This is a genomic window from Paenibacillus barcinonensis (genome assembly GCF_003217495.1).
Lineage (GTDB): Bacteria > Bacillota > Bacilli > Paenibacillales > Paenibacillaceae > Paenibacillus > Paenibacillus barcinonensis.
Genome location: NZ_QJSW01000002.1, coordinates 481,569 through 502,900 on the forward strand (window position 1 = coordinate 481,569; position 21,332 = coordinate 502,900).

General features: G+C 47.2%; 21 protein-coding genes. 10 read left to right on the forward strand and 11 right to left on the reverse strand.

Translation table 11 applies throughout. From position 1 onward, the window contains the following. Nucleotides 1-24 precede the first annotated feature (24 nt). Nucleotides 25-993 (reverse strand): sugar phosphate isomerase/epimerase family protein, encoded by a 969-nt coding sequence (locus DFQ00_RS05775; RefSeq protein ID WP_110895350.1) that lies wholly within the window; start codon nt 991-993, stop codon nt 25-27. Between the two features lie 111 nt (nt 994-1,104). Next, nucleotides 1,105-2,211, reverse strand: coding sequence for a Gfo/Idh/MocA family protein (locus DFQ00_RS05780; RefSeq protein ID WP_110895352.1), 1,107 nt, complete (start codon nt 2,209-2,211; stop codon nt 1,105-1,107). A 195-nt stretch (nt 2,212-2,406) separates the two neighbouring features. Between DFQ00_RS05780 and DFQ00_RS05785 the strand changes: the two genes are divergently transcribed. Next, entirely contained in the window at nt 2,407-3,225 is an 819-nt protein-coding gene (locus tag DFQ00_RS05785; RefSeq protein ID WP_110895354.1) for an AraC family transcriptional regulator, read from the forward strand. Between the two features lie 34 nt (nt 3,226-3,259). Here the strand turns inward: DFQ00_RS05785 and DFQ00_RS05790 are convergent, their stop codons facing one another. After that, entirely contained in the window at nt 3,260-3,574 is a 315-nt protein-coding gene (locus DFQ00_RS05790) for a hypothetical protein (RefSeq protein WP_110895356.1), read from the reverse strand. An 87-nt stretch (nt 3,575-3,661) separates the two neighbouring features. After that, nucleotides 3,662-4,600: a Gfo/Idh/MocA family protein gene (locus DFQ00_RS05795; RefSeq protein WP_110895357.1), complete on the reverse strand. Its 939-nt coding sequence runs from the start codon at nt 4,598-4,600 to the stop codon at nt 3,662-3,664. A gap of 246 nt (nt 4,601-4,846) precedes the next feature. Here DFQ00_RS05795 and DFQ00_RS05800 point away from each other — a divergent pair, with 246 nt between their 5' ends. Further along, nucleotides 4,847-5,458, forward strand: coding sequence for a TVP38/TMEM64 family protein (locus tag DFQ00_RS05800; protein WP_110895359.1), 612 nt, complete (start codon nt 4,847-4,849; stop codon nt 5,456-5,458). 248 nt (nt 5,459-5,706) lie between these two features. Continuing rightward, on the forward strand, nt 5,707-6,669 hold the full coding sequence (gene msrA, locus DFQ00_RS05805; protein WP_110895361.1) for a peptide-methionine (S)-S-oxide reductase MsrA: 963 nt from the start codon (nt 5,707-5,709) through the stop codon (nt 6,667-6,669). A gap of 184 nt (nt 6,670-6,853) precedes the next feature. Here the strand turns inward: msrA and DFQ00_RS05810 are convergent, their stop codons facing one another. Beyond that, entirely contained in the window at nt 6,854-7,651 is a 798-nt protein-coding gene (locus DFQ00_RS05810; protein ID WP_110895363.1) for a lipid II flippase Amj family protein, read from the reverse strand. A gap of 291 nt (nt 7,652-7,942) precedes the next feature. Between DFQ00_RS05810 and DFQ00_RS05815 the strand changes: the two genes are divergently transcribed. Further along, nucleotides 7,943-8,473 (forward strand): DUF2188 domain-containing protein, encoded by a 531-nt coding sequence (locus DFQ00_RS05815; RefSeq protein WP_110895364.1) that lies wholly within the window; start codon nt 7,943-7,945, stop codon nt 8,471-8,473. Here the strand turns inward: DFQ00_RS05815 and DFQ00_RS05820 are convergent. After that, complete coding sequence (locus tag DFQ00_RS05820) at nt 8,424-9,152, reverse strand: YitT family protein (protein WP_110895366.1); 729 nt, start codon at nt 9,150-9,152, stop codon at nt 8,424-8,426. The two genes, DFQ00_RS05815 and DFQ00_RS05820, sit on opposite strands and share 50 nt — an antisense overlap. Before the next feature lie 908 nt (nt 9,153-10,060). On the opposite strand from DFQ00_RS05820, the gene DFQ00_RS05825 reads away from it, so the two are divergent. The 4 genes from DFQ00_RS05825 to cysK all read left to right on the forward strand — a co-directional run bounded on the left by DFQ00_RS05825 (nt 10,061) and on the right by cysK (nt 13,456). Beyond that, nucleotides 10,061-11,098, forward strand: a complete 1,038-nt coding sequence (locus DFQ00_RS05825; protein WP_110895368.1) for a nucleotide-binding protein — start codon at nt 10,061-10,063, stop codon at nt 11,096-11,098. Further along, nucleotides 11,095-11,328 carry a hypothetical protein gene (locus tag DFQ00_RS05830; protein ID WP_110895370.1) on the forward strand — a complete coding sequence of 78 codons (234 nt, stop codon included), beginning with the start codon at nt 11,095-11,097 and terminating at the stop codon, nt 11,326-11,328. The genes DFQ00_RS05825 and DFQ00_RS05830 overlap by 4 nt, the downstream gene beginning before the upstream one ends. A 559-nt stretch (nt 11,329-11,887) precedes the next feature. Next, on the forward strand, nt 11,888-12,271 hold the full coding sequence (locus DFQ00_RS05835; protein ID WP_110895372.1) for a YhjD family protein: 384 nt from the start codon (nt 11,888-11,890) through the stop codon (nt 12,269-12,271). A gap of 216 nt (nt 12,272-12,487) precedes the next feature. Then, a complete protein-coding gene (gene cysK / locus DFQ00_RS05840; RefSeq protein ID WP_208643749.1) occupies nt 12,488-13,456 on the forward strand; it encodes a cysteine synthase A in 969 nt (322 codons plus the stop codon). A gap of 192 nt (nt 13,457-13,648) precedes the next feature. Here cysK and DFQ00_RS05845 read toward each other — a convergent pair whose 3' ends face one another. Then, nucleotides 13,649-15,613, reverse strand: a complete 1,965-nt coding sequence (locus DFQ00_RS05845; RefSeq protein WP_244213699.1) for an ATP-dependent DNA helicase — start codon at nt 15,611-15,613, stop codon at nt 13,649-13,651. Between the two features lie 513 nt (nt 15,614-16,126). On the opposite strand from DFQ00_RS05845, the gene DFQ00_RS05850 reads away from it, so the two are divergent. Continuing rightward, the gene (locus tag DFQ00_RS05850) at nt 16,127-17,497 is read left to right on the forward strand and encodes a right-handed parallel beta-helix repeat-containing protein (RefSeq protein WP_174812120.1); all 1,371 of its coding nucleotides are present in this window, start codon (nt 16,127-16,129) and stop codon (nt 17,495-17,497) included. A 136-nt stretch (nt 17,498-17,633) separates the two neighbouring features. Here DFQ00_RS05850 and DFQ00_RS05855 read toward each other — a convergent pair whose 3' ends face one another. The 4 genes from DFQ00_RS05855 to DFQ00_RS05870 form a co-directional block, all read right to left on the reverse strand. After that, the gene (locus DFQ00_RS05855; protein ID WP_110895376.1) at nt 17,634-17,915 is read right to left on the reverse strand and encodes a DUF6809 family protein; all 282 of its coding nucleotides are present in this window, start codon (nt 17,913-17,915) and stop codon (nt 17,634-17,636) included. Between the two features lie 107 nt (nt 17,916-18,022). Beyond that, a complete protein-coding gene (gene cdiI / locus DFQ00_RS30305; protein WP_167433618.1) occupies nt 18,023-18,355 on the reverse strand; it encodes a ribonuclease toxin immunity protein CdiI in 333 nt (110 codons plus the stop codon). A 114-nt stretch (nt 18,356-18,469) separates the two neighbouring features. Further along, nucleotides 18,470-18,955: a hypothetical protein gene (locus DFQ00_RS05865; RefSeq protein ID WP_110895380.1), complete on the reverse strand. Its 486-nt coding sequence runs from the start codon at nt 18,953-18,955 to the stop codon at nt 18,470-18,472. A 3-nt stretch (nt 18,956-18,958) separates the two neighbouring features. Next, a complete protein-coding gene (locus DFQ00_RS05870) occupies nt 18,959-20,260 on the reverse strand; it encodes a WXG100 family type VII secretion target (RefSeq protein ID WP_110895382.1) in 1,302 nt (433 codons plus the stop codon). 506 nt (nt 20,261-20,766) lie between these two features. Between DFQ00_RS05870 and DFQ00_RS05875 the strand changes: the two genes are divergently transcribed. Then, nucleotides 20,767-21,324, forward strand: coding sequence for a DUF4879 domain-containing protein (locus tag DFQ00_RS05875; protein ID WP_110895384.1), 558 nt, complete (start codon nt 20,767-20,769; stop codon nt 21,322-21,324). The last annotated feature ends 8 nt before the right edge of the window (nt 21,325-21,332 follow it).

A 21,332-nucleotide genomic window follows, 5' to 3' on the forward strand; every position in this document is an offset into this window, starting at 1 on the left:
GTGTTATTTCCCCCTAGTGTAGCTCTAAACCCACCACATATCGCCCAGCGGCTCTTCGATCAACACCTGCTGGAGATTTTGTACGGCTTTAGAGAAACCTTCTTCGACCGACATCAGACCATCTTCATGTTCAATGCTTACAACATAGTCATATCCAACCAGACGAAGCGCACTCATAATGTCCGCCCACGTTTTGTTGTCGTGTCCGTAACCAACGGAACGGAACTGCCAAGCGCGATCAAGCATGTTGGTATAGTCCTGCATATCCGTTACGCCATGTTTATTAACGTTCACCGGATCAATCGTTGTATCCTTGGCGTGGAAATGATGGATTGCATTCTCACGACCCAAAATGTGAATTGCCTGCACCGGGTCAATGCCCTGCCACCACATATGACTCGGGTCAAGGTTGGCGCCGATGACTTCACCAGCTGCTTCACGAAGTCTCAGCAGGGTTGCCGGTGTATGCACCGAGAAGCCACCATGCAGCTCCAAGCCTACTTTTACGTTACGATCCGCAGCAAATTTGCCCCACTCGGTCCAGTAAGGAATGACTTTGTTTTCCCACTGCCATTTCAGCACTTCCTGGAAATCGTTCGGCCAAGGTGCAACAGGCCAGTTCGGATATTTCGCATCCTCATGGTCGCCAGGGCAGCCTGAGAATGTATTTACAACAGGCACCTCCAGCTTCTCAGCCAGTTCTACCGATTTTACAAAATCATCGTGAAAACCTTTTGCAATGTCCTTCTGTGGATGCAGCGGGTTACCATGGCAACTAAGTGCGCTGATGGTTAGACCGCGGGATTCCACCGCATTTTTGAAGTTTTTCAGAGCTTGCGGGTTGCCCAGCAATTCATCAGGCTTACAGTGAGCATTTCCCGGATGTCCACCTGTTCCGATCTCTACTGCTTTGAGTCCTTTTGAAGCTACAAAATCAAGTGCATCCTCTAATTTACGTCCACCGAATAGTACCAGAAATACGCCGAGTTTCAAGTGCAATTCCTCCCTGAATTTAGATAATATATCATTTCTGTGTTTTGCTTGTTCCGTTCTCAGGCTTGTTTAATTATTGTGGAAAAACAAGCCTGATTCTATCCCGAAAATTTAATGAGATTGTACGGTGTTATTTTCGGAAGAGTCGGTTGTTACCACGCTGTCGTAGGTGCTCTCCAGATGAATGTGCTTGCCTTCAAGAGAAGACCGCTGGAAGGCATGCATGGCCTCAAGCACATGGTACGCCAGTTTGCCACTTGCCTTGTGCTCGCGTCCCGCCCGAATCGACTGTACCATTTCGGTTACGCCGATGCCGCGCTCGTTATGACCGCTTTCGAATGCCGGCTTCACCGTCTCCCAAACGTCTTGACCATAGCGGCGAAGCTTCACTTCGCCATTAAAGAAGTTAGGGTCAGGTACACTCAGCGTGCCTTCGGTACCGTAAATTTCGATACGCGGCAGATCCGAGGCTCCGCGAATATCAAAGCTCGTAATCATCGTCACGATGGCCCCATCGGCAAAATCAATGGTTCCTGCCAGGTGGGTCGGTGTTTCTACGCGAAGCGCCGTGCCTTCCTTCGGACCTGAACCGATTTTGCGATCCGCAATCTGAATGCCTGCTGATGCACTGATCCGGCGAATCGGACCTAGCAAAGTGATAAGGGCGGTCAAATAATACGGTCCCATATCAAACATTGGCCCGCCTCCTGCCACATAGAAAAATTCGGGGTCCGGATGCCATGCCTCAGGCCCTCCACCCATAAAGAAGGAGGTTGCAGCAATCGGCTTGCCTATCAGCCCTTCTTCAATGGCTTTACGAGCAGTTTGAATACCCGAGCCAAGAAACGTATCTGGCGCAGAGCCAACATAGAGTGCCTTTTCCTCGGCAAGCTCAATCACTTTACGTCCATCCTCCAGTGAAATGGCGAGTGGTTTCTCCGCATACACATGTTTGCCAGCTTCCAGTGCAGCAAGGTCTGTCATTGCATGACTGCCAGGAACCGTAAGGTTAAGCACAAGTTCAATCTCATTATTTTGTAACAACTCATCTACATTGTAAACGTTTGCGATATTAAATTCATCTGCCCGCTCCTGAGCACGCTCACGAATCAGGTCAGCGACCGCCACAACCTCGATATATGGGTTTGTTTTGAGATTCTCCAGGTAGATGGCACTGATATTGCCACACCCGATGATGCCTGCTTTCATTTTCTCCACAACGATGTTCATCTCCTTACGCACATGTGAGAACGCATGTGCATCTGTTTGAAATGCTTGCTGGATCTGTGGATCATTATTGCTGCTTAAATCTATATCTATGGTATTATGTTTACGCTTCAATTAAAATGAATAATATGATTGAAACATGAACTATCTGGTCATAATTTTTGCAATCACACAAGGAGTATATATATGCCAACAGACCTTTCTTGCCAAGTTCTTACAGCTGGCTTCTCATTTCATCGCAAGCCCTACAGCATGGTCCAGCTGGACGGAGTGAAAAATTATTTGATGCGTCTGCAAACAGATGGACGCTGCCGCGCTCGTATTGATGGCTCCATGTCCATGGTGGACGCAGGAGACTTGCTTCTTTTTGACCCGGATGAGCCTTATGAGCTGAGAATAGATAATGAGTATAATCCGATGGGGGAACGATTGGTGGAGAGTGGGGACTATCATATTTTCTTCAACGGTTCCTGGGTGGATGAATGGTGGAAAAGACATAAACGGCCAACCCGAATCAAGGTGGAATTGTCCGAGAGCCTGCTAACCCTGTTCAGACAGCTGATTCTGGAGCAGCGCCGCCTGTCCAATCCTTATCCCGAGATTTCGAGCTATTATATGCGGATTTTGTGCCTTGAAGTGGACCGCTTGCTCTCGGAGCATCCGACCAATACCAAGACCAATCATGTCGCCTACGAAATTAAAAATTATATCGAGGAAAATGCCTCTTCCCTGTTCAAGCTGAACGATGTAGCAACCCATCTGGGGATCAGTGTGTCGCGAGGTGTACATATTTTTAAAGAAACGTTTGGCAAAAGCATTATGCAGTATACGCTGGATGTGCGGCTCAATATGGCGAGAGAACGAATCATTTTCAGTCCCATGACCCTTGAACAGGTCGCTGAATCCTCTGGCTTCAACAACTATACCTATTTCCATCGCGTATTCCGTTCCCGGTTCGGCATGGCACCGAAGGAGTTTCGGCTGATCCACCGGGAACAGATGTAGCGATCTGGCGATCTGTATGCGTGAAAACAACGTATTATTTTCGTGCGGCGATGACCTCGGACACCACCATAGCGAGGTCATCATTGCCAAACATGGACAGCACCCCTAGCACGGTATCATCCGGGATATCTCCAGCCTCTTCCTTGGGTATAATCAGCTTCTGCACCTGCTGCAAATGCTCGTTGCTCTGCTGCTCCGGGTAAGCCTGACGATACAGCTCTTCCGGGTCCAGTCCATTATTCACACACCACTGGGCGAAGACCAGAATCATCATCTCTTCTTCCTGTTTGTAGCTCTCGATGACGGCCTCCTCAATCTGTTTACTGCGTTCCTTCTGATATTCATCCATGCGGTAGCTCTCCTTTGCTTAAACTCCATTTCACTTATTGAAAATCAATCCGCAATCTCCTGCATCGCATTCCGAATCCGATTCACGTTACCCTTTGATCAGCCGCTCAGCCAGCTCATGGCTGTCCATCACATAACTGGCACTGATCAGACAATCATCCGGTGTGTCCAGACAGGCGAGAAAATGATCGACGGCACCTGCAAAACCTCTGCGCACCAGCACCGAATCCCAGCTTCCAAACGTTTCTCTGGATTCCAGACCCCGCTGCTCTGCATAATGAGCTGAATCCATATTGACCACTTCCACCGATCTTCCACCGCCGTGCAGCTCTACTTTCTCCAGATCGGCACCAGCTGAGCGAATCATATCAAAGCGAGCGAGTGTCGTTTTCCCTTGTATCGCTGTTCCAGAAGCGTGCAAGAGTCTGCCCTGCTCATCCAGACGAAGCCACTTGTGCAGGAGCTGCGCATCATTATCGGTATACCACAACATCAAGTCCAGCAGATGAATGAGATCATCATAGACTGTCTCGGCGGCAGGACGATCCTGCACTCCCATACGATGTTTCGTCAGGGTGAGTGTTTCAATGCCTGCTCCACCCCGCATCCATTCTTTTGCCTTTTGATACATCGGTGCAAACCTGCGGTTGAATCCCACGGCGAGCAACAAGCCCTGTGCCTCTGCAAATGCAGTCATCTCTTCCGACTCTCTGATTGTATAGGACAACGGCTTGTCTACATATACAGCAAGTCCCCGTTCCAGACACGACATCACAATCTCGAAATGTGCTTCTGTTGCTGTATGTACAAACACCGCATCCAGCTCCCAGGATAACAGCTCTTTCAGATCGGTAGTTCCTTGCTCAATCCGATATGCTCGCTGCATTTCCTTTACTGGCTCCGATGAGCGATTCATGATGCCGACAACCTCAACACCCGGATGAGCGGTGAGCAGCGGCAAATATACTTTACGTGCGATTCCTCCGAGTCCGATGATGGCAATTCGGGTACGCTTGATTGTTTCCATGATGAGCATTCCACCTTCAACTTAATTCGCTTGGTCAGCCTTCCTTACTCACAATTCCAGCCGATAACGATCCACGTTCTATAGTGTAACCTTTCTGTATACATCTTGCCAACAAGCCCCCTGAGCCCTTTTCAGCAATTGTAGCATTGTTCATGGAGCAGCCCGGCATGGTAAACTGGCTATACAGCAGACTGGTTGCTGCTTTATCTCATCAGATCGGTCTGAACTGAAAGGAGCGTTTGGCTTTTGCGAAAATGGTTATGGCTCCTCCTGTATGTTTTACTTGCCGGAGTCACGTTTATTTACAGATATGAACTGCTGGCGTGGACCGAGGATCATCAGTCCATTCCACTTTTACTAGCCCTGGCAACCTTGTTTGCTCTCGTGCCCGTGATCCCGTACAAGGTCATTATTATTGCTTTTGGTTACAGCTATGGCATGACCATGGCAGCATGGATTTGCTGGTTGGGCACGACATTGGCAGCGATGCTGGTCTACGCAGGAGCTAGAACTATTTTCAGGCAACAGGCCAGAGGCTATCTGGAGCGCATTCGCGGCTTGAATCGCTTCACAGCCTGGATGGAGGCTCATCCCTTCATGGGAGTGATGTCGATGCGATTGCTACCCGTAGTGCCTCAAATGGCTGTTAACATCTATGCAGGCATCACCTTCACGCCCTTCTGGGTGTTCATGGTGGCGACCGCGATAGGCAAAATGCCTGCTATCTTTGTTTTCGCCTACGCAGGTGCACAAGCTGGCTCATCCATCTGGCTCAGTCTCGCCATTCTGGCTGGATATATGGTGCTGATGGCAATGGTACTAATGCTGTTTCGCTACAGATCACGTAAAAAGGCATGATCAGGGAAGGAAATCTTCAAGTGTGATTCCTGCTTGCCGCCGGTCCTGCTTGGTTGACTTGACCATTCGGGATATAATAGAAGGTAAGCCCAATATTTATATTCAAAAATTTAAATAAAGCGAGATGGCTGGAGCAGACACCTGAACCGGAGCGTATGACTGACTGTCAGGTGATTCACCTGCAATAAGTATCGCAGCAATTCGGGTGTCAAGCACCGCATCTTCGTCAGAAATGGAGTGAGTATAGCGTGGAACAACAGTCATTAGAAAAAGCAACATTTGCAGGCGGATGCTTCTGGTGTATGGTATCCCCTTTTGAGGAGCTACCCGGTATTCATAAGATCGTTTCGGGCTATACAGGCGGACATACCGAAAATCCGACTTATGAAGAGGTATGCTCGGAGACGACTGGTCATGTAGAGGCAGTACAGATCACATTTGATCCGTCCATTTTCCCATATGAGAAACTGGTTGAGCTCTTCTGGCAACAGATTGATCCAACCGATGCAGGCGGCCAGTTTCATGACCGCGGCTCTTCCTATCAGACGGCGATCTTCTATCATAGTGAGGAGCAACGTCAGATTGCCGAGGCTTCCAAAGCTGCACTTGAACAAAGCGAACGTTTTGACAAGCCCATCTTCACACCAATTCTGCCTGCCAAACCGTTCTATGAAGCTGAGGAGCACCACCAGAACTATCATCGCAAAAATCCGGCTCACTACAAACGCTATAGCAAAGGCTCAGGTCGTCAGGACTTTATTGAGCGCAACTGGTCGGGGAATGTGGATAAAAGCGGGTTGAAGGAGCGCCTGACTCCGCTTCAATATGAAGTAACACAGAACAGCGCGACCGAGCCCGCATTCCATAATGAATTCTGGGATCACCACGGTGATGGCATCTATGTGGACATCGTATCCGGCGAGCCGCTGTTCAGTTCTACCGACAAATACGATTCGGGATGTGGCTGGCCGAGCTTTACACGCCCACTTCGGGATTATAACGTGAAGGAAAAAACGGATCTCAGCCATTTTATGATTCGTACCGAAGTCCGTAGCCGTGAAGGCGACTCCCACCTCGGGCACGTATTCCCAGATGGCCCTACGGAAGCAGGCGGCTTGCGTTATTGCATTAATTCCGCGGCACTTCGTTTTGTACCGAAGGAGGATTTGCAAAAAGAAGGCTACGGCGAGTATCGAGTTCTGTTTGAATAAAAATCTGTACAGACAAGTCTGTACAGAAAAATGTGCAAAAGAGCAACGGGATTCCCGTTGCTCTTTCTGTATTTCATCCTGACATCGAACTGTGTTGCATACGAGTGGGCGGCCTGCTCTAGTTATTTGGAGAATACCTGAACGCGTGTCAGTGTATGCATAAAACCAAGCTCTTTAACGGTCATCACATCATACTAACAATCCAGCCAATCCAGTAGGCCAAAGGAATGAGCAGAAGCTGAGCAACCATCGTGCCAAAGAGGCGTGATATCAGCATGCAGCCATAAATCTGATTCATGCGATCCAGCCGAATCTCCCCGCGAAGTGATCTGTCACTGAGCAGCGAAATCCTAGGATCAATGAGGATGGTGAGCAATATCGTTGCCATGCCATTAATCATACCGGTTGACTGTGAGGCAGCTACAGCCTGCCCTGGATACAGATAAGCAGCATATAGGCTGGATAACACACCTGTGGTGTAAATGGCTGTTACCGCTACATTGAGCAGCATTAAACGTCTTGGCATCCCTTGCTGTACCAATCGTTTGGCCATCTGCCAGGAGGGTGGAGTAATATAATATGCAGCATTGCGAATCTTACTGCGCTTCAGCAGATTCCGTACCATACCGGGAATAGAACCTGCGCTTTCAAAGTGTACAACCATTCTGGAGGAGAGCTTGACCATCGTTGGAAAACAACATATGGCGAGCACTGTTCCAATCGTTGCCGCCCCCATTAACCAATGAAGCTGTGCGGCAAAGTTCGGGTTGGCTCCGCGAGTCGCCGCGTCCACCAGACTGCCGATCATAGGCCCCTGCGCCATATTGGAGGTGCGGGAAACCAGCAGCAAAATACCTGCGAGTGATATCGCCAGAGCAATTCTGCGAGTACGCAGACCACCAAGCCGGAGCGCATACGACAAGCTGTCCGTAGCATGGATGAGCATCGTAAACAGCATCGGAAGAGCAAGACTTATACTCATATGTATACTCCTTTATTTTGAATATGTTGATGGATATATCCAATCTGTGACATTAACGTATTATACTTCTCCCCTTCTTAAAAGTATAGAAGCCAAGGTGAAGGTGACAAGGATTACACTCTATCTGCTCTTTCCCTGAGAAGGCCCCGGTAACATCCCCTTTCCGTGACTAGAAAATTTCTACTTTCACTTCAAAAATCATCGCGTCACCCCATTTGGAAAATGTTTCGTTTATCTCATCATATGGCGGGTAATATACTACTAACCCATACTATTCTGGAGGGATAACATATGCCATGGAGCAAACAGGATTACCCTGCATCCATGAAAAACCTGAAGCCTCGTATCCGGCACAAAGCTATAGACATCGCAAATGCCCTGCTGGATGACGGATATGAGGAAGGACTCGCAATTGCGATTGCCACAGCCAAGGCCGAGGAATGGGATGAAAACCATCCTGTGCATGAGGCGGTCTCCGATTCCAGTACATCTTCCAAGGAGAAGAATAAAGCATCCACTCTTTCGCAGTCATCCTTCAGGGAATGCCGCCATTCCGAACCTATCTCTTCATGCAAAAGCCATAATAATATTCATGTTGTGCCTGCAGATTCCGGCCGAGCATTCGGCAAAACAAAAAATCCCTCTTGCTGCGAAGTTTGCAGACAAAAGGGATTCCTCTCTAAATCAAAGCTTATGTCAAGCGGATTGAAGCTTGATAACAACCGAATACTTTTCATGCCATCTGAGCTATGGATCATGCTCAACTGCGTGCTCAATGTGTTACGCCTTGTGCTACGGAAGCTCGCGATGCCGCAACATTAACAGCTTTGGCCGCAACCGACGGAATCGGCAATTTTACAGCCGAAGTTGTCACCACCGTGCCACGAGCCGGTATACTGACCATATACGTAATCATTTTGCTGGCAATCCACACCGCCAGAATTGTATATAAAGTTTCTTTTACCGGAAGAAAGAAAAGTGACAATCCCAAAACGAACGCATCACTGACAAAGAAAACTGTTCCCAGCTTCCAGCCCTTCCAGCGGCTAATGAGCACAGCGAGAATATCGTCTCCACCTGTCGCTCCGCCAAAGCGTAACACGATTCCTGTGCCGATCCCGGTCAAAACACCGGATAGCACTGCGGGAATCCACAGGTTTCCATTAAAATTCATCACCAGTGTGGAATAACGCTCAAAGCCGTCATAGAACAGCGAAAATGCACCCACACCAAGCAAAGCTTGGATCATAAACTTCCAGCCCTTAATGAACCAGGCCAGAATCATGACAGGAATGTCGAGTAGCAACATGCCGATCGCCGGCGATAAACCTGTTGCATATTTTCCGAGCAGGGCCAGACCGACAAATCCGCCCTCCGATAAATGATTCTGAAAGTTAATGTGATAATAAGCAAATGCCAAAATAAATGTACCAAGCAGCATAATTGCAAACTTGATTGCTTCTGTCTTAACGTGTTGTACGGTTAACGATGTTCTCTTCATACAGGTTCCCTCGCAATTTGTAGGTTGGTTTAAACCGACCGTACCCTGCGAAAGGTAAGCCTGGAAGAAATCATCGTGTACGTCCTTCGAATATTCATCCCAATCCCCTCTTTCGCAGAGTCAGCCGTTGTTGAAATACGGTTGGTTTACTCTACAAGGGGCGCTATGTGTATGAGAGATCGTAACGTTTCCAGATTGTCCTTGGGGAGATTGTCCTTCGGGGACTCATGGTATCCTGATCCTTTCTGTGTGTTGTGGTTAGCTGTGCTTGATTAAACGAATGGGAACATTACAGAGATTCAACATTGAACACCTTGTTTCACACCTAACCACTCCGATTGCAGTACCCTCTTTCGATCGCTGTTATCCCCGGATTTTTTTGATTCCTTTTTCAAAAGGAAAAATCCTGTGATAAACGCGAACGCTTCGCTTCTACAGATGGGTTCTGCATTCTCCGTTCCTGTGTGAATATAATTTCAAACGTGAATCCAAACCTGTAATCTTCAATTCTGCTTAAACACCAAAGCTAACTTGCTTGTACTTCTATTATATAACACCAATGTGACCGGGTCTAAACAAGCAACCCAGCAAAAACACGCATAAAGCAGTGTCTGGACTGCTCCAGCCGTCATACAGACACACCAGGATAAGCAATGCTTGCTAATGGTGCTGTCTGCTCCTTTATTCTATGACCGAAGCCTCCAAATATAACAGGTAGTCACCCAACTGTGACAATTCCGGGCCTTTTTTTTATTTTCTGGTCGTTCGCTAAGGAATCCCTCTCCTGGTGCACATACACTATAGCAAACGGTATGGATAAATTGAATTCAGACGTTTCCAGACTTACTCTGCTTTTTATGGTATAATATAACAATTGAATCCCAATACCGTTTAAGCGAGGCGGATGTATGAAAACGTTAAAGCCAAGAGTCTTTATTGGCTGCTCGCTGGAAGCGAAGCCGATTGCAGCCGCTGTACACGAAAACTTGCGTTTTTCAGCCGAAGTTACCCCTTGGTACTCGGGGGTATTTAATCCAAGCAGTTATACTATGGACGATCTGGAAGCCGAGGTACGCACAACGGACTTTGCCATTTTTATCTTCCATCCGGATGACATATCCAAAATTCGCGGGAAGTACTACGCATCGGTTCGGGATAATACAATGCTTGAAATGGGTCTATTCATGGGCTGTCTGGGACGGAAGCGTATTTTTTTCATTCTTCCTGAGGATATTACGGATATTAAGGATGCCTCCAAAGTCGAAGGGCTGCGGATGCCCACCGATCTGCTCGGATTGAATCCGCTTGTATATGAGATTCGCTCTGACGGAAAATGGGCACCAGCCGTTTCTGTCGCCTGCTCCAAAATTACAGACAGCATCGAGGAACAAGGACGCTGGAGCGACCCGGAGGCAGAACGTATTATCGAAAGTCACAAGCGCTCCGAAGATCAGGCACGTCTGCAGTTATTCAAACTGCTGCGCTTCTTTAGAGAATTGCTGCGCACACGCAAAGCAGACGCCCATATGCTGGAACGTATGAGTGATGCGCTCCGAAGTGCCTTTGTCTCACATCCTCCGTTTACTGTTCGCGGTACAGCAATCTACCGCACAGACGGCAAAGGTTACATCGAGCAGCTATGTGGCAATGTTGGAGAACCAGGCAGGAAATACGATTTGTCCGCTAATGATGATAAATTGCCGGATGATCCTAAACGCATTCTTGTTGTCGATTCGTATCGGGAAAACAAAATCAAAGTAAATCTGTATGACGATTACCTTGAGAAAGAATACCTGCTATGCTATCCTGTAGCCAAGAGGTATGTCATTACCGTTCACATTATTGGTCATATTGAAGCGGATGAGGCGGTATTTCAGAAGATTGACTTGCAAAATCGTCAACTGTTTAACGCCATCAACGATTTGTTAGGAGGCGACCCGGAATGAGACCGGAAATGAAAAAAATAAACAAGCGCTGGGGCAGTGAAAAGAAAGTACGCCTTAGTTCTGCGCCTGATTCATCACGACCGGTTCCGGAACCCAAGGAAGAGGATCGTTTCCACAAGCCGGCCGTACCGCTTATTACTATAGGTCCATCACTAAAGGGCAAGGAGCGGCCTTACAAGGTTATTTTGGAAAAAGAGGCGTATTACGAAAAACCTCAATACCTTGCTTGATCCTTTGTAACAAATTCACTAGGCTGTAGCTTTATCAAAAGCAAAAGCTGTAGATTGTGTACACTTTTCTTCATTCTACAATTGGCACACATCAGATTCCACTCATTCTGCCGCTGCAACGGCAGCAATGCTTATCAGGCCCCGCCGCCCAAGGCTGGGGCTTTTTTGTTGTGTGCTTGGTTATGTTGAAGCGCAAATTGCCAAACTGCACATAATATCCATTCAGTAAAAGTCCATCAATGACCAACATAAACAAAGCTTGAAGCAAGTTTCTTGTTCTCTCGTCTTTAGGTTTCCTGCAAAACCCATAAATTATACCTAAATTTTGGAGCAGGCTTGTCCGTTGATGCTAAGCACATTGAAGTCATGTACAGCCGGTATTGCCTCATTTTATTTCCACTTGTAACATCACTTCTGTTAACATGCAGATCTCTCATTGAAATCAATTTCCATTATTTATCGGTTGTATAACGTATTCCTATTGCATATATTGATTATAATATAAGAACAAGTGTTCTGTAAAGAACAAATTCCAATTATAGGTTAAGGAAGTGAATGTATGACATCCCCTACTTCCGCCCCATCCCCTGCGGATGAAGATCACCGTCTGATCAAAGGACTGGTTGTGCGCACGCTTTTGCTGGATGTACTGGAGCGAGATATTCGCACACTGGATACGTTGCTTCTGAAAATGCCCGAGGTTTATATTCTGTCGCTCACCCGTATTCAAAATCAGGTGCTCAAAGAGATGCTTGGACTGCGCAAGCAGATGAAAAATCGCGGTGTTAAAGTTCTGGAGGAAACCCGTGGAAAGGACGGCATCGAAACCGTATACCTATGCAGGGGATATTGGCAGCGGTTCTACATGCTCTGGACATTTGCACGCAATGAGGTCAAAAAAGAGCTAAGCCGCCATCTGCAGATGGACCTGACACAAATTTGAGTATGATTGGTTATCGAGGCATGTAGTGCGGTTTGTTTCCAAGACAACAGCATGAAAGAAGCAAAACTCTGTCGAGATTCATCATTTCAGGCAAGCGACAGGCTAACAGGTTGACCATTGCGTGCTCTGTCATTAAGATGGAGAAGACATATCCAACCTTCCCGATGTGGGAAAGGATATTCACACAATGTCAGTCTGATCAAGGAGCTGCACATCATGAAATCGAATTCCAATCCTCTTTATAGTTCAAAAAATAATACATCATCACACCCACTCGTTGCCGCGAACGTGACCGAATTAATCGGTCAGACTCCCGTTGTCCGGCTCAGTCGGCTTACAGGCAATGACTCCGCTGACGTGTACGTCAAGCTGGAGTATTTCAATCCGAGCGGCAGTGTCAAGGATCGCGCTGCCTTCAACCTGATCGCGCAGGCTGAACAAGACGGCTTGCTGCAGCCAGGGGCCACGATTATTGAACCAACGAGCGGCAATACGGGTATCGGCCTTGCGATGAATGCCGCAGCCAAAGGGTACAAAGCCATCCTGATCATGCCGGACAACATGTCCAAGGAGCGTATCAACATCTTGAAGGCTTATGGTGCAGAGGTGGTGCTTACCCCGGCCTCGGAGCGGATGCCTGGGGCTATTCGCAAGGCGAAGGCGCTTCAGGCCGAGCTGCCGGGCAGCTTCATTCCCCAGCAGTTCGAAAATCAGGCGAACCCGGATATTCACCGGATCACGACAGCGCCCGAAATTATGCAGCAGATGGATGGCAGGCTGGATGCCTTCATCGCTACAGCCGGAACCGGCGGCACAATCACCGGAACAGGCGAAGAGCTTCGCAAGCAGCTTCCCGCCCTGCGCATCTATGCGGTGGAGCCGCAGGGTTCCCCGGTGCTGTCCGGCGGCGAGCCCGGACCGCACAAGCTCGTCGGTACAAGTCCGGGCTTCATCCCGGACATCTTGAATACCGACGTGTGGGATGCCATCATTCAGGTGTCCGATGAGGACGCACTGAATACGATGCGGCAGCTTGCTGCCCGGGAAGGGCTGTTGCTCGGCCCTTCCTCTGGCGCTTCGGTGTGGGCCGCCCTTCGCATCGCGAAGGAACTGGGGCCGGGGCACCGGGTGCTTTGCATTGCGCCGGATACCGGGGAACGGTATCTGAGCATGGGTATTTTTTGACAGAGGCCGAAGGCAAGCAGCAATAGCTCAGTACAGAATGAAACCTGCACAGAACAAATAAGCCCCTGCTCACCTGTGGATTAAACATCCCCAGTGAACAGGAGCTTATTTTGTATACAAACTTAAAAGTCACAAGACAACGACTCCTTGGAGTCCCTCGCTACATCCATGCCCGTTAAACGTTCAGAACACTTAATGTGCCAGCGTTGTCCATTGCACGCCTTGCGGGAGCAGCGCCGCAATACGCTCTTTCGCTTCCTTCTGTGTATAGATCGACTCATCCAGAATCGCCGCCGAACCGGAATCCGTGCTTGTCCGAATCAGACGTCCAAGACCTTGCTTCACCCGCAGCAGCATATAAGGAAGATCAATCTCTTCGTAAGGTGCAGAGGATGCACTGCGCTTGGCATTAAATACCGGGTCCTGTGGTGGATACGGAAGCGACCAGATCATAACATTAGATAATGACGGACCTGGAACGTCCAGTCCTTCCCACAGATTAACGGAGCACAGTACACTCTCCTCATCCTGCTGGAACGCCGAGATCAGATCACTGATCTCCCGGTCTCCCTCGTACATAAAGCGCAATCCTTCAGCTTCCGGCACATGAACGATATCCTGCTTGAACGCTCGCAGCTCCTCCATTGTACGGAACAGAATCAGCGCACGACCGCCGCTCTCCTGAAGCAAGGCTGCTGCATCACGAAGTCGATTTTCGTTCGCTGCATGTCCAGATAGGGCTTGTTCAGCAATTTTCATCTGCATTTTGTCCGCATAATCATACGGGGAAGCTACAGAGAATGATACAAACTCTTCAATCCCCAGGCTGTCCGCCACATAACGGAATGAGCTGTCCACCGACAGCGTAGCGGATGAAAACACAATTGGAATGCCGGTGTTGAACACACGCTCGTTCAGAATTTCCTTCACGGTACGCGGCATGATCGACAACGTTGTCTCATCCTCGCTCTCTTCCGCCCAACAGATGTAGCCATCCTCCTTGCGGAACAGGGACAATGCCGTCTGAATCATATCCAGATGTTCTTCTACGACTCGCATCTGATACCCATCCAGCGAGAAAAGTCCGCTCTCAAATACCAGCTCTTCTCCGATCGCATCCAGCACACCGTTCAAACGTTCAATCTCACGCAGCAGCGGTGCCTCTACCCGCACTTCCTTCCGTTCCGAGCCGGGAATCGCCACCGTATACGTATCGAGCAGACGGAACAGTCGCTCACTGCTTTCAATCGCTTCGTCCACTCGCTCCGCAAGGGATTCACGAATCTCGCCTTCAAGCAGACGTGTAACCAGTTCCTCGAAGATGCGGTGTTTCAACTTGTAACTCAGAGCGTTCAACGCAGCTTCTTCCAGTAAATGCCCTTCATCAAATACAACGGAACTATGGTCTGGCAATAATGGCAACTGTCCCTCACGTTTGCGCGCTTCATAGGTCCACACATGCTCCATGTAGTAATCATGGGAGCAGATGATGATGTCTTTCGAACGACGATAATGGTCACGCGACAGCGTCAGACCACAGCGTTGTCTTTTAGGGCATACAAAACAATCCTGGAACGGGTCCCAGTTGATTTTGTTCCACTGGCGATCGTTCAGATGCGGATACTGTTTGCGGTCACCATATGGATGGAAGGCCTGAAGTGTTCCTGGCGTGTTCACGAATTCCGGCAGACTCTCGTGCACCTCTTCAATTACTGGTGCATCCTCATCGGCGAATCGGACTGCACTCAGCTTGTTCAGACAGACGTATTGGTCCGGTGACTTGCCCAGACGTGCGTCCACTTGCAAATCCAGATGTTCAGCGAGCTTGGCAATATCTCCGCCCGGCTTCACCAGCTGTTCAATCAAAGACTCATCGGCACAGGCGATCACTGCCGGTTTGCCCGTATAGCGTGCATAACAGACCGCGTAGAGCAAATAAACGAGCGTTTTACCTGTTCCTACGCCAGCCTCGGCCATAATCGTTTTTTTCTCTCCATAGGCCCGTTCGAGCTGGTACGCCATAAAAATCTGTTCATCCCGTACCTCAAAGCCGGCTTCTGGCAAAATATCATAAAACACATCGGCTACCCACTCTCCCAGACGGGATACAAAAGGTTCAGCCGGATCATATGCAAAAGGGTAACGTTGTGTAGACAATCCTGGGTCAGCCTCCATTCTTAGACAAAGCGGTCCGATTTATATTTTTCCGTTTCAAAAAAGGCCGCTGGGCAAAAGTTAATTATCCCATAACGTGAACAGCATGACAAGATTTTTTTGTCGAACACAAGGTAGCCTGAGCTGGAACGAACAAAGATTGACCTAACCATTGGACGGATCAAGGGAGTGGCTTACGTGCTTTTCGATGAAAGTATGCTTTGGACGGGAAGATGCAGGAAGCTTGCAGGTTCATTCAGGTGTATGCCGGATAAGTTCTGTGCAAAACGATAGAGAAAAACAAGCACATTCACGTTCATTTTGGACGATGGTCGTTAAAAAAGGACGATCAGCCGATGCTCAGATTACATATATGCTTCGAATTCATAGACATGTGCGGCGATCATGCCCGCCCTGCCAGCCTTCCTCGCAACCTGATGAAATGATTATTGATGATAAGGTTTACAACAATTACCATTAAGCTGTGATTTCAATCGACCAAGGAGGCTTACATTTATGAAATTATTCCGATCCACATCTACACATGCCGCTACACGATCCCAGCGGTCCCTGAAGTTGAAAATGACCAACATCTGTCTCAGCGCCGCATTTCCGCTATTATTGCTCAGCGGTGGAGCGATCAGTGCCTCAGAATTGCTGGAGGGTGGATTGCCAAGTGCTTTCGAATCCGAATCAGCGGTCAACAGCTCCAATATTACACTGGCTGCAGGCGATTTGGTTGTTTCTCCTGACGGCTCTGCCAGCAATCCGGGAACCATTAATAGTCCGACATCCCTGGCTAACGCTCTGACCCAGATCGCTCCAGGCAAAACGATCTATCTGCGCGGCGGCACCTACAGCTTCTCCGAAACCATAACCATTGAACGTGGCAACAGTGGCACAGCTTCACAACGCAAAAATCTGGTTGCCTATGGATCGGAGACACCCGTCTTTGATTTCTCCGCTCAAGCCTTCGCTTCCACCAATCGTGGGCTACAGCTGTTCGGGGACTACTGGTTCCTGAAAGGACTAGAGGTTAAGGGTGCCGGCGATAACGGCATCTTCATCGGTGGCAGCTACAACCGTCTGGAGCAGATTGAAGCCCATCATAACCGGGATACCGGTATTCAGCTCGGGCGTTATGCTTCCACCGCTGCCAAAAGCGAATGGCCTTCGTATAACGAGATTATTCGCTCCTACTCTCACAACAACTATGACCCGGATGATGGCGAGGATGCGGACGGTTTTGCCGCCAAGCTGACGGTAGGTCCGGGGAACGTCTTTGACGGCTGTGTTGCCGCCTTTAACGTAGACGATGGCTGGGATCTCTATAGCAAAACAAACACAGGCGCCATCGGTGCCGTCACCATCCGCAACAGCATCGCTTACGGCAACGGCGCAACCGCAGATGGGACTTCCACTCCCAACAGTGATGGCAACGGCTTTAAGCTGGGCGGTGAGAAAATTGCAGTGAACCATATTATCGAGAACAACATTGCGTTTAATAACAAAAAACACGGCTTTACCTATAACAGCAATCCCGGTTCGATCCAGATGACCAACAACACCTCCTGGAACAACGGACAAAGCAACTTTGCTTTTGACAAAGGCTCACACATCTTCACCAACAACCTCTCCTTCCAGGGCGGCGCCAGCGACAAAACCAGCGGAACCGATGTCAGCAGCACCAACGTCTGGTGGAAAAACAAAAAGAGCGTCAACGACAAAGGCCTGCTCGCCAGCGCAGACGACTTTGTCTCCCTCGTGCCTTCGGTAACCCGTGCCCCAGACGGCACCCCTGTATTGGGTAATTTCCTGAAGCTTGCAGGTGGTAGTGAACTGATTGGCTCGGGAACGCCAGCAGGTAAGAATATTGGAGCGCGGTAAGTATAGGTTGGTCAGATAAAAGAATAATTCATAAAGCAAAGTCCCCTCCCCCATGCCAGCCTGATCGGTGGTAATGGAGGAGGGGATTTTTGAATTGCTGTGTATTGTCTACTGGCTCATAAAGGTAGATAGATACTCACGGTTTGGCTAAAACCTCAATAATGAGTCTGCCACCTGTGCGAAAACCTTGCTCAAACGCCGCTTCCACATACATGGATGTGGACTGTCCGATCAAGTCGATCAGTTGCTCCAAGGCATCGTATTCTGTATCCGGGAGCTTTGTTTTGTAGTTTTGCATGGTGTCCGATATTTGGCTGTTAATTTCGTAATACTCGTCCTGTTCAGGATGAATCGACTCGTCCAACCGTAGGTTCCCGTGAAACAAATCTTCGATCAGGTTTGACATGTTATCTCTCATGCTAAGGTCACCTCAGAAAGATTGTATATCAAGAAATGAGGTGAGATAGAGATTTAGTGGAAAATCCGCTAAATCAGTCTCTAGTTCTTTACTAAATAATCAGTAAGTTAATAATGTAAACCCCATCTTTTTTTTACCACATCTAATAAATGAAATATCTCCTGTTTATCTTCTGGATACTCCTCCAAGTACTTCTCACTGTAAATCAGCAAATAATTATAAATTTCATCATACTCCATGACTGCCATTACATCTTCATCGTATGCTGGGGGCTCTCCGATAAAACATACTTTCTGATCACCAATGTACTCTTCTTCTGGCGAATGATAGGATGAAAATTGTACCTCCGTGGACCTGAACCATACCCATATCTTTCTTGATCTCCGAAGTATGTTAAAGCTCTTGGAAAATCCATAATCCAGAAATAAGATTCCACTAATTGATCTATTTCAACTTTTGTTGTCAGCATTTTGTACATCAATTATCTCTTCCTTAATATTAATCCGGAATGCAGCATCAACATTCTTTATGTTCCCTTTTTCATCATTTAGAAGTTATTCTGTAGGATTTTTATAACACCAATCCGGGTCATACGGTATAGATTTCAGTTTTTGCATGTCCTCAAACCTGTATATCCAATCATTATCTGCTATCCAGAAATAATCATCTGGATTCAGCTTGAGATATTCATGGATAAAGTTAAGTATTAACTCTTGATTACCATAGATATCCTCAATATGCCCAACCTGATATAGCGATTCACTAGTATCTAAACCTAAATCTTCGTGATAATAAAATTCAGTACTTGGGCTATTTATGCTGTGAATATGGAAAATTAATGAGGATTCATTATCCCCTGTGAATGACTTACGGTTGATATTAAGCGTTGTATACAAAAACTCTCCTTCGTTTGTATACGTTTTGTTGTTATAGAAATAAAGAGCAGAGTCGGAATGAAAAGCTGCAACAATAGTATCAGCCAAGAGTTGCTCTGGAGAATATTTATCTTTGTTCGTTAAAATAACAGCTGAAGTACCCATATTTTACTTCAATACCCCCTTGAGTTCATCTAAAGAGTTCACAACAGTAACACCTTTAGATTTGATTAATTCCAATTTTATCAGATCATTCGGATGTGGATTAGTCAATGGCTTGTCAATATATAAAATGACCTTCTTCTGTTCATAGTTAAAGAAATCTTGGTGTTTTACATTCACGTATTTATCAAACTGTTCCACATCTGTGATAGCTTTCAATGATTTTTTAACTTCAATAATTTCATGTTTCGTTACTACGTCAAAATCCCCTGCAGGATTACCATCAGCCCTTTGAATTTTTTGGCTGAAGGCTGTAACTTCCTTACTTTCTCTTACAGCGTAAGCTGCTTTGGCTTCAGTTGCTTTTCCTGAGTCCTTACTGTTTAACAATTGATCAATGTCTCGATTAATATTTTTGGGATGCTGATCATCCCAATGCAGAACATTACCAGCTGGATTAGTATATTTCGTTTTGTTTCCTTCTTTAACTAAACTACCAACATTAGAAGACTGTCCGGTAACGCCGGCACCTTCCTTCTTACCATTTCCTTTCCTTGCTTCAGCCATTTCCAAATTCTTTTTAATCTTCGCCACTGCCGGATCAGAAGCAGGCAAGCGAAACGGCCCTTTGCGACCCGGCATACTTCCGCGAACCATCTGGAATGCCATAAGTATTTGGCTGAACTTCAGAGAAGTCAGCATCATCTGAGCATACTTATCGGATACAGGCTCGCCCGTGAAGGGATGGATTCGATTTTCAAAAGCTTTAATCTGCAACGCATTGATATCTTCCCCCGGCTCTTCCACATGGCCTGCTGCTTGCATCCGATTGATATCCAAATGTCCCTGATCCTTCTGGTATGCCTGTAGAGATGCCTGATCGGGAACGCCATTCTCGTTTACTGGCATCCACATCAGCCTACCAAGGACATCGACTTGTGCCATCCGGTAGCCTTTGTCCTCCGAACCCGTATCACTTACTGAGCTCTTCATCATTGCTGCCGCACCAACGGCACCAATAACACCGCCCAGACTGCCTTTCTCCGCATCTGCATTCTCAAACCGTGTCGCAATATCCTTCAACTCTTTCGAAGTATATACCATGCTCTCTAGTGCTTTCTGTAGTACGGGACGCGACCGCTCAAAATCGTCATAAAAGCGCTCCTGTGTCACACCCATCCACATGGCTTGAAGGAACATCATCTGCCTGGAGAGATTATCTTGGATATGTTCCAATTGCTGCCTCGCCTGATCCACCTGATTCGATACGTGATGTAACTGCTCAGGGGTAACTTTGATTATACTCATCCGTTTTCACCGCTTATTTTTATGTAGGATATACTTATGTTAGCAGAAGTTTGATGGCAATTTCATCCGGCTAACTTCCTGAATTTTGATACATTATCCTGCACCAGATTTAACTACAATCGTGCTCAAGTCTTATACATTTTTCTTTTTACTATAAATACAATCAATCTAACATTTTGTGTAATTTGTGAACATACTTGACTTCCTTTAACAACAAGAAGTACCATAAGTATATGGAATATATTTCAATTTAAATAATAATTTTGTAATTCAATATCAATTATCAGGCTTTACCTAATATATCATTCTCAACCTGCCAGAGCGCTCCAGCCTGCAGCTTTCTTCCCTCTTCGTGCTATCAACAGAAACAGAAAATATGGGAAGGATCATTCTCACAACGAAAGGAGGATTCGTAGGTTTCCATCTGCAAGCTCATCTTTGTTACGTAAGCGTATGTATCTTTATCTGCCAGCACATCCATAACAAGAAAGGTGGAATTGATTTCTATGAAAAAGTTATTTAGCTTGGCTCTTATTCTTGTTTTAGTCTTCTCGTTTAATGCAGCTGTCTTTGCAGAAGCTCAGACTGCTCAACCCAAACCTTTAACGAAAGAAGAAGTGGTAAATTCAAAAGAGTTCCGCGCAGCTGTAGAGGCAGCCAAAGCCGAGTTTAGAGCGCAGCAAGAAAATAGCGGTCCTGTGCTGCACGCACCTGCGCCAAAGGTATCTCATATTAATGTATACGCTGTCGCTTCCCCTAATGGGGGTCAAGAAATTTATGGCTTCAATAGCAACCCCCTGACCACTGCCAATGATCACGGCGGGAACTGGATACAGTGTATTACGTTCCAGATCGGTTATGACAGCTCTCACTTCGGTACACTCGCAGGAAATAAAATGACAAACAATTGGTCTGAACCTATAGATCTGGATGGTGATCGTGTTATAGATGCCTTTGCTTATTCTTGGCTATATGAGGCACCTAGTACGGGTGGGCAGTTCGTAGGAACCGTTTACTCCATTAATATTCCAACACAGTGGACCGCTTGGATTAATGTTCGTTAAGTTCTAAA

What these genes read in the sequence shown, in the direction of transcription:
- DFQ00_RS05795 (WP_110895357.1), bottom strand. Translation starts at nt 4,600, where the DNA reads ATGGAAACAATCAAGCGTACCCGAATTGCCATCATCGGACTCGGAGGA.
- DFQ00_RS05815 (WP_110895364.1), top strand. Translation starts at nt 7,943, where the DNA reads ATGCCATGGAGCAAACAGGATTACCCTGCATCCATGAAAAACCTGAAG.
- DFQ00_RS05855 (WP_110895376.1), bottom strand. Translation starts at nt 17,915, where the DNA reads ATGAGAGATAACATGTCAAACCTGATCGAAGATTTGTTTCACGGGAAC.
- DFQ00_RS05850 (WP_174812120.1), top strand. Translation starts at nt 16,127, where the DNA reads ATGAAATTATTCCGATCCACATCTACACATGCCGCTACACGATCCCAG.
- DFQ00_RS05835 (WP_110895372.1), top strand. Translation starts at nt 11,888, where the DNA reads ATGACATCCCCTACTTCCGCCCCATCCCCTGCGGATGAAGATCACCGT.
- DFQ00_RS05875 (WP_110895384.1), top strand. Translation starts at nt 20,767, where the DNA reads ATGAAAAAGTTATTTAGCTTGGCTCTTATTCTTGTTTTAGTCTTCTCG.
- DFQ00_RS05865 (WP_110895380.1), bottom strand. Translation starts at nt 18,955, where the DNA reads ATGGGTACTTCAGCTGTTATTTTAACGAACAAAGATAAATATTCTCCA.
- DFQ00_RS05790 (WP_110895356.1), bottom strand. Translation starts at nt 3,574, where the DNA reads ATGGATGAATATCAGAAGGAACGCAGTAAACAGATTGAGGAGGCCGTC.
- DFQ00_RS05785 (WP_110895354.1), top strand. Translation starts at nt 2,407, where the DNA reads ATGCCAACAGACCTTTCTTGCCAAGTTCTTACAGCTGGCTTCTCATTT.
- DFQ00_RS05825 (WP_110895368.1), top strand. Translation starts at nt 10,061, where the DNA reads ATGAAAACGTTAAAGCCAAGAGTCTTTATTGGCTGCTCGCTGGAAGCG.
- cysK (WP_208643749.1), top strand. Translation starts at nt 12,488, where the DNA reads ATGAAATCGAATTCCAATCCTCTTTATAGTTCAAAAAATAATACATCA.
- DFQ00_RS05810 (WP_110895363.1), bottom strand. Translation starts at nt 7,651, where the DNA reads ATGAGTATAAGTCTTGCTCTTCCGATGCTGTTTACGATGCTCATCCAT.
- DFQ00_RS05830 (WP_110895370.1), top strand. Translation starts at nt 11,095, where the DNA reads ATGAGACCGGAAATGAAAAAAATAAACAAGCGCTGGGGCAGTGAAAAG.
- DFQ00_RS05820 (WP_110895366.1), bottom strand. Translation starts at nt 9,152, where the DNA reads ATGAAGAGAACATCGTTAACCGTACAACACGTTAAGACAGAAGCAATC.
- DFQ00_RS05870 (WP_110895382.1), bottom strand. Translation starts at nt 20,260, where the DNA reads ATGAGTATAATCAAAGTTACCCCTGAGCAGTTACATCACGTATCGAAT.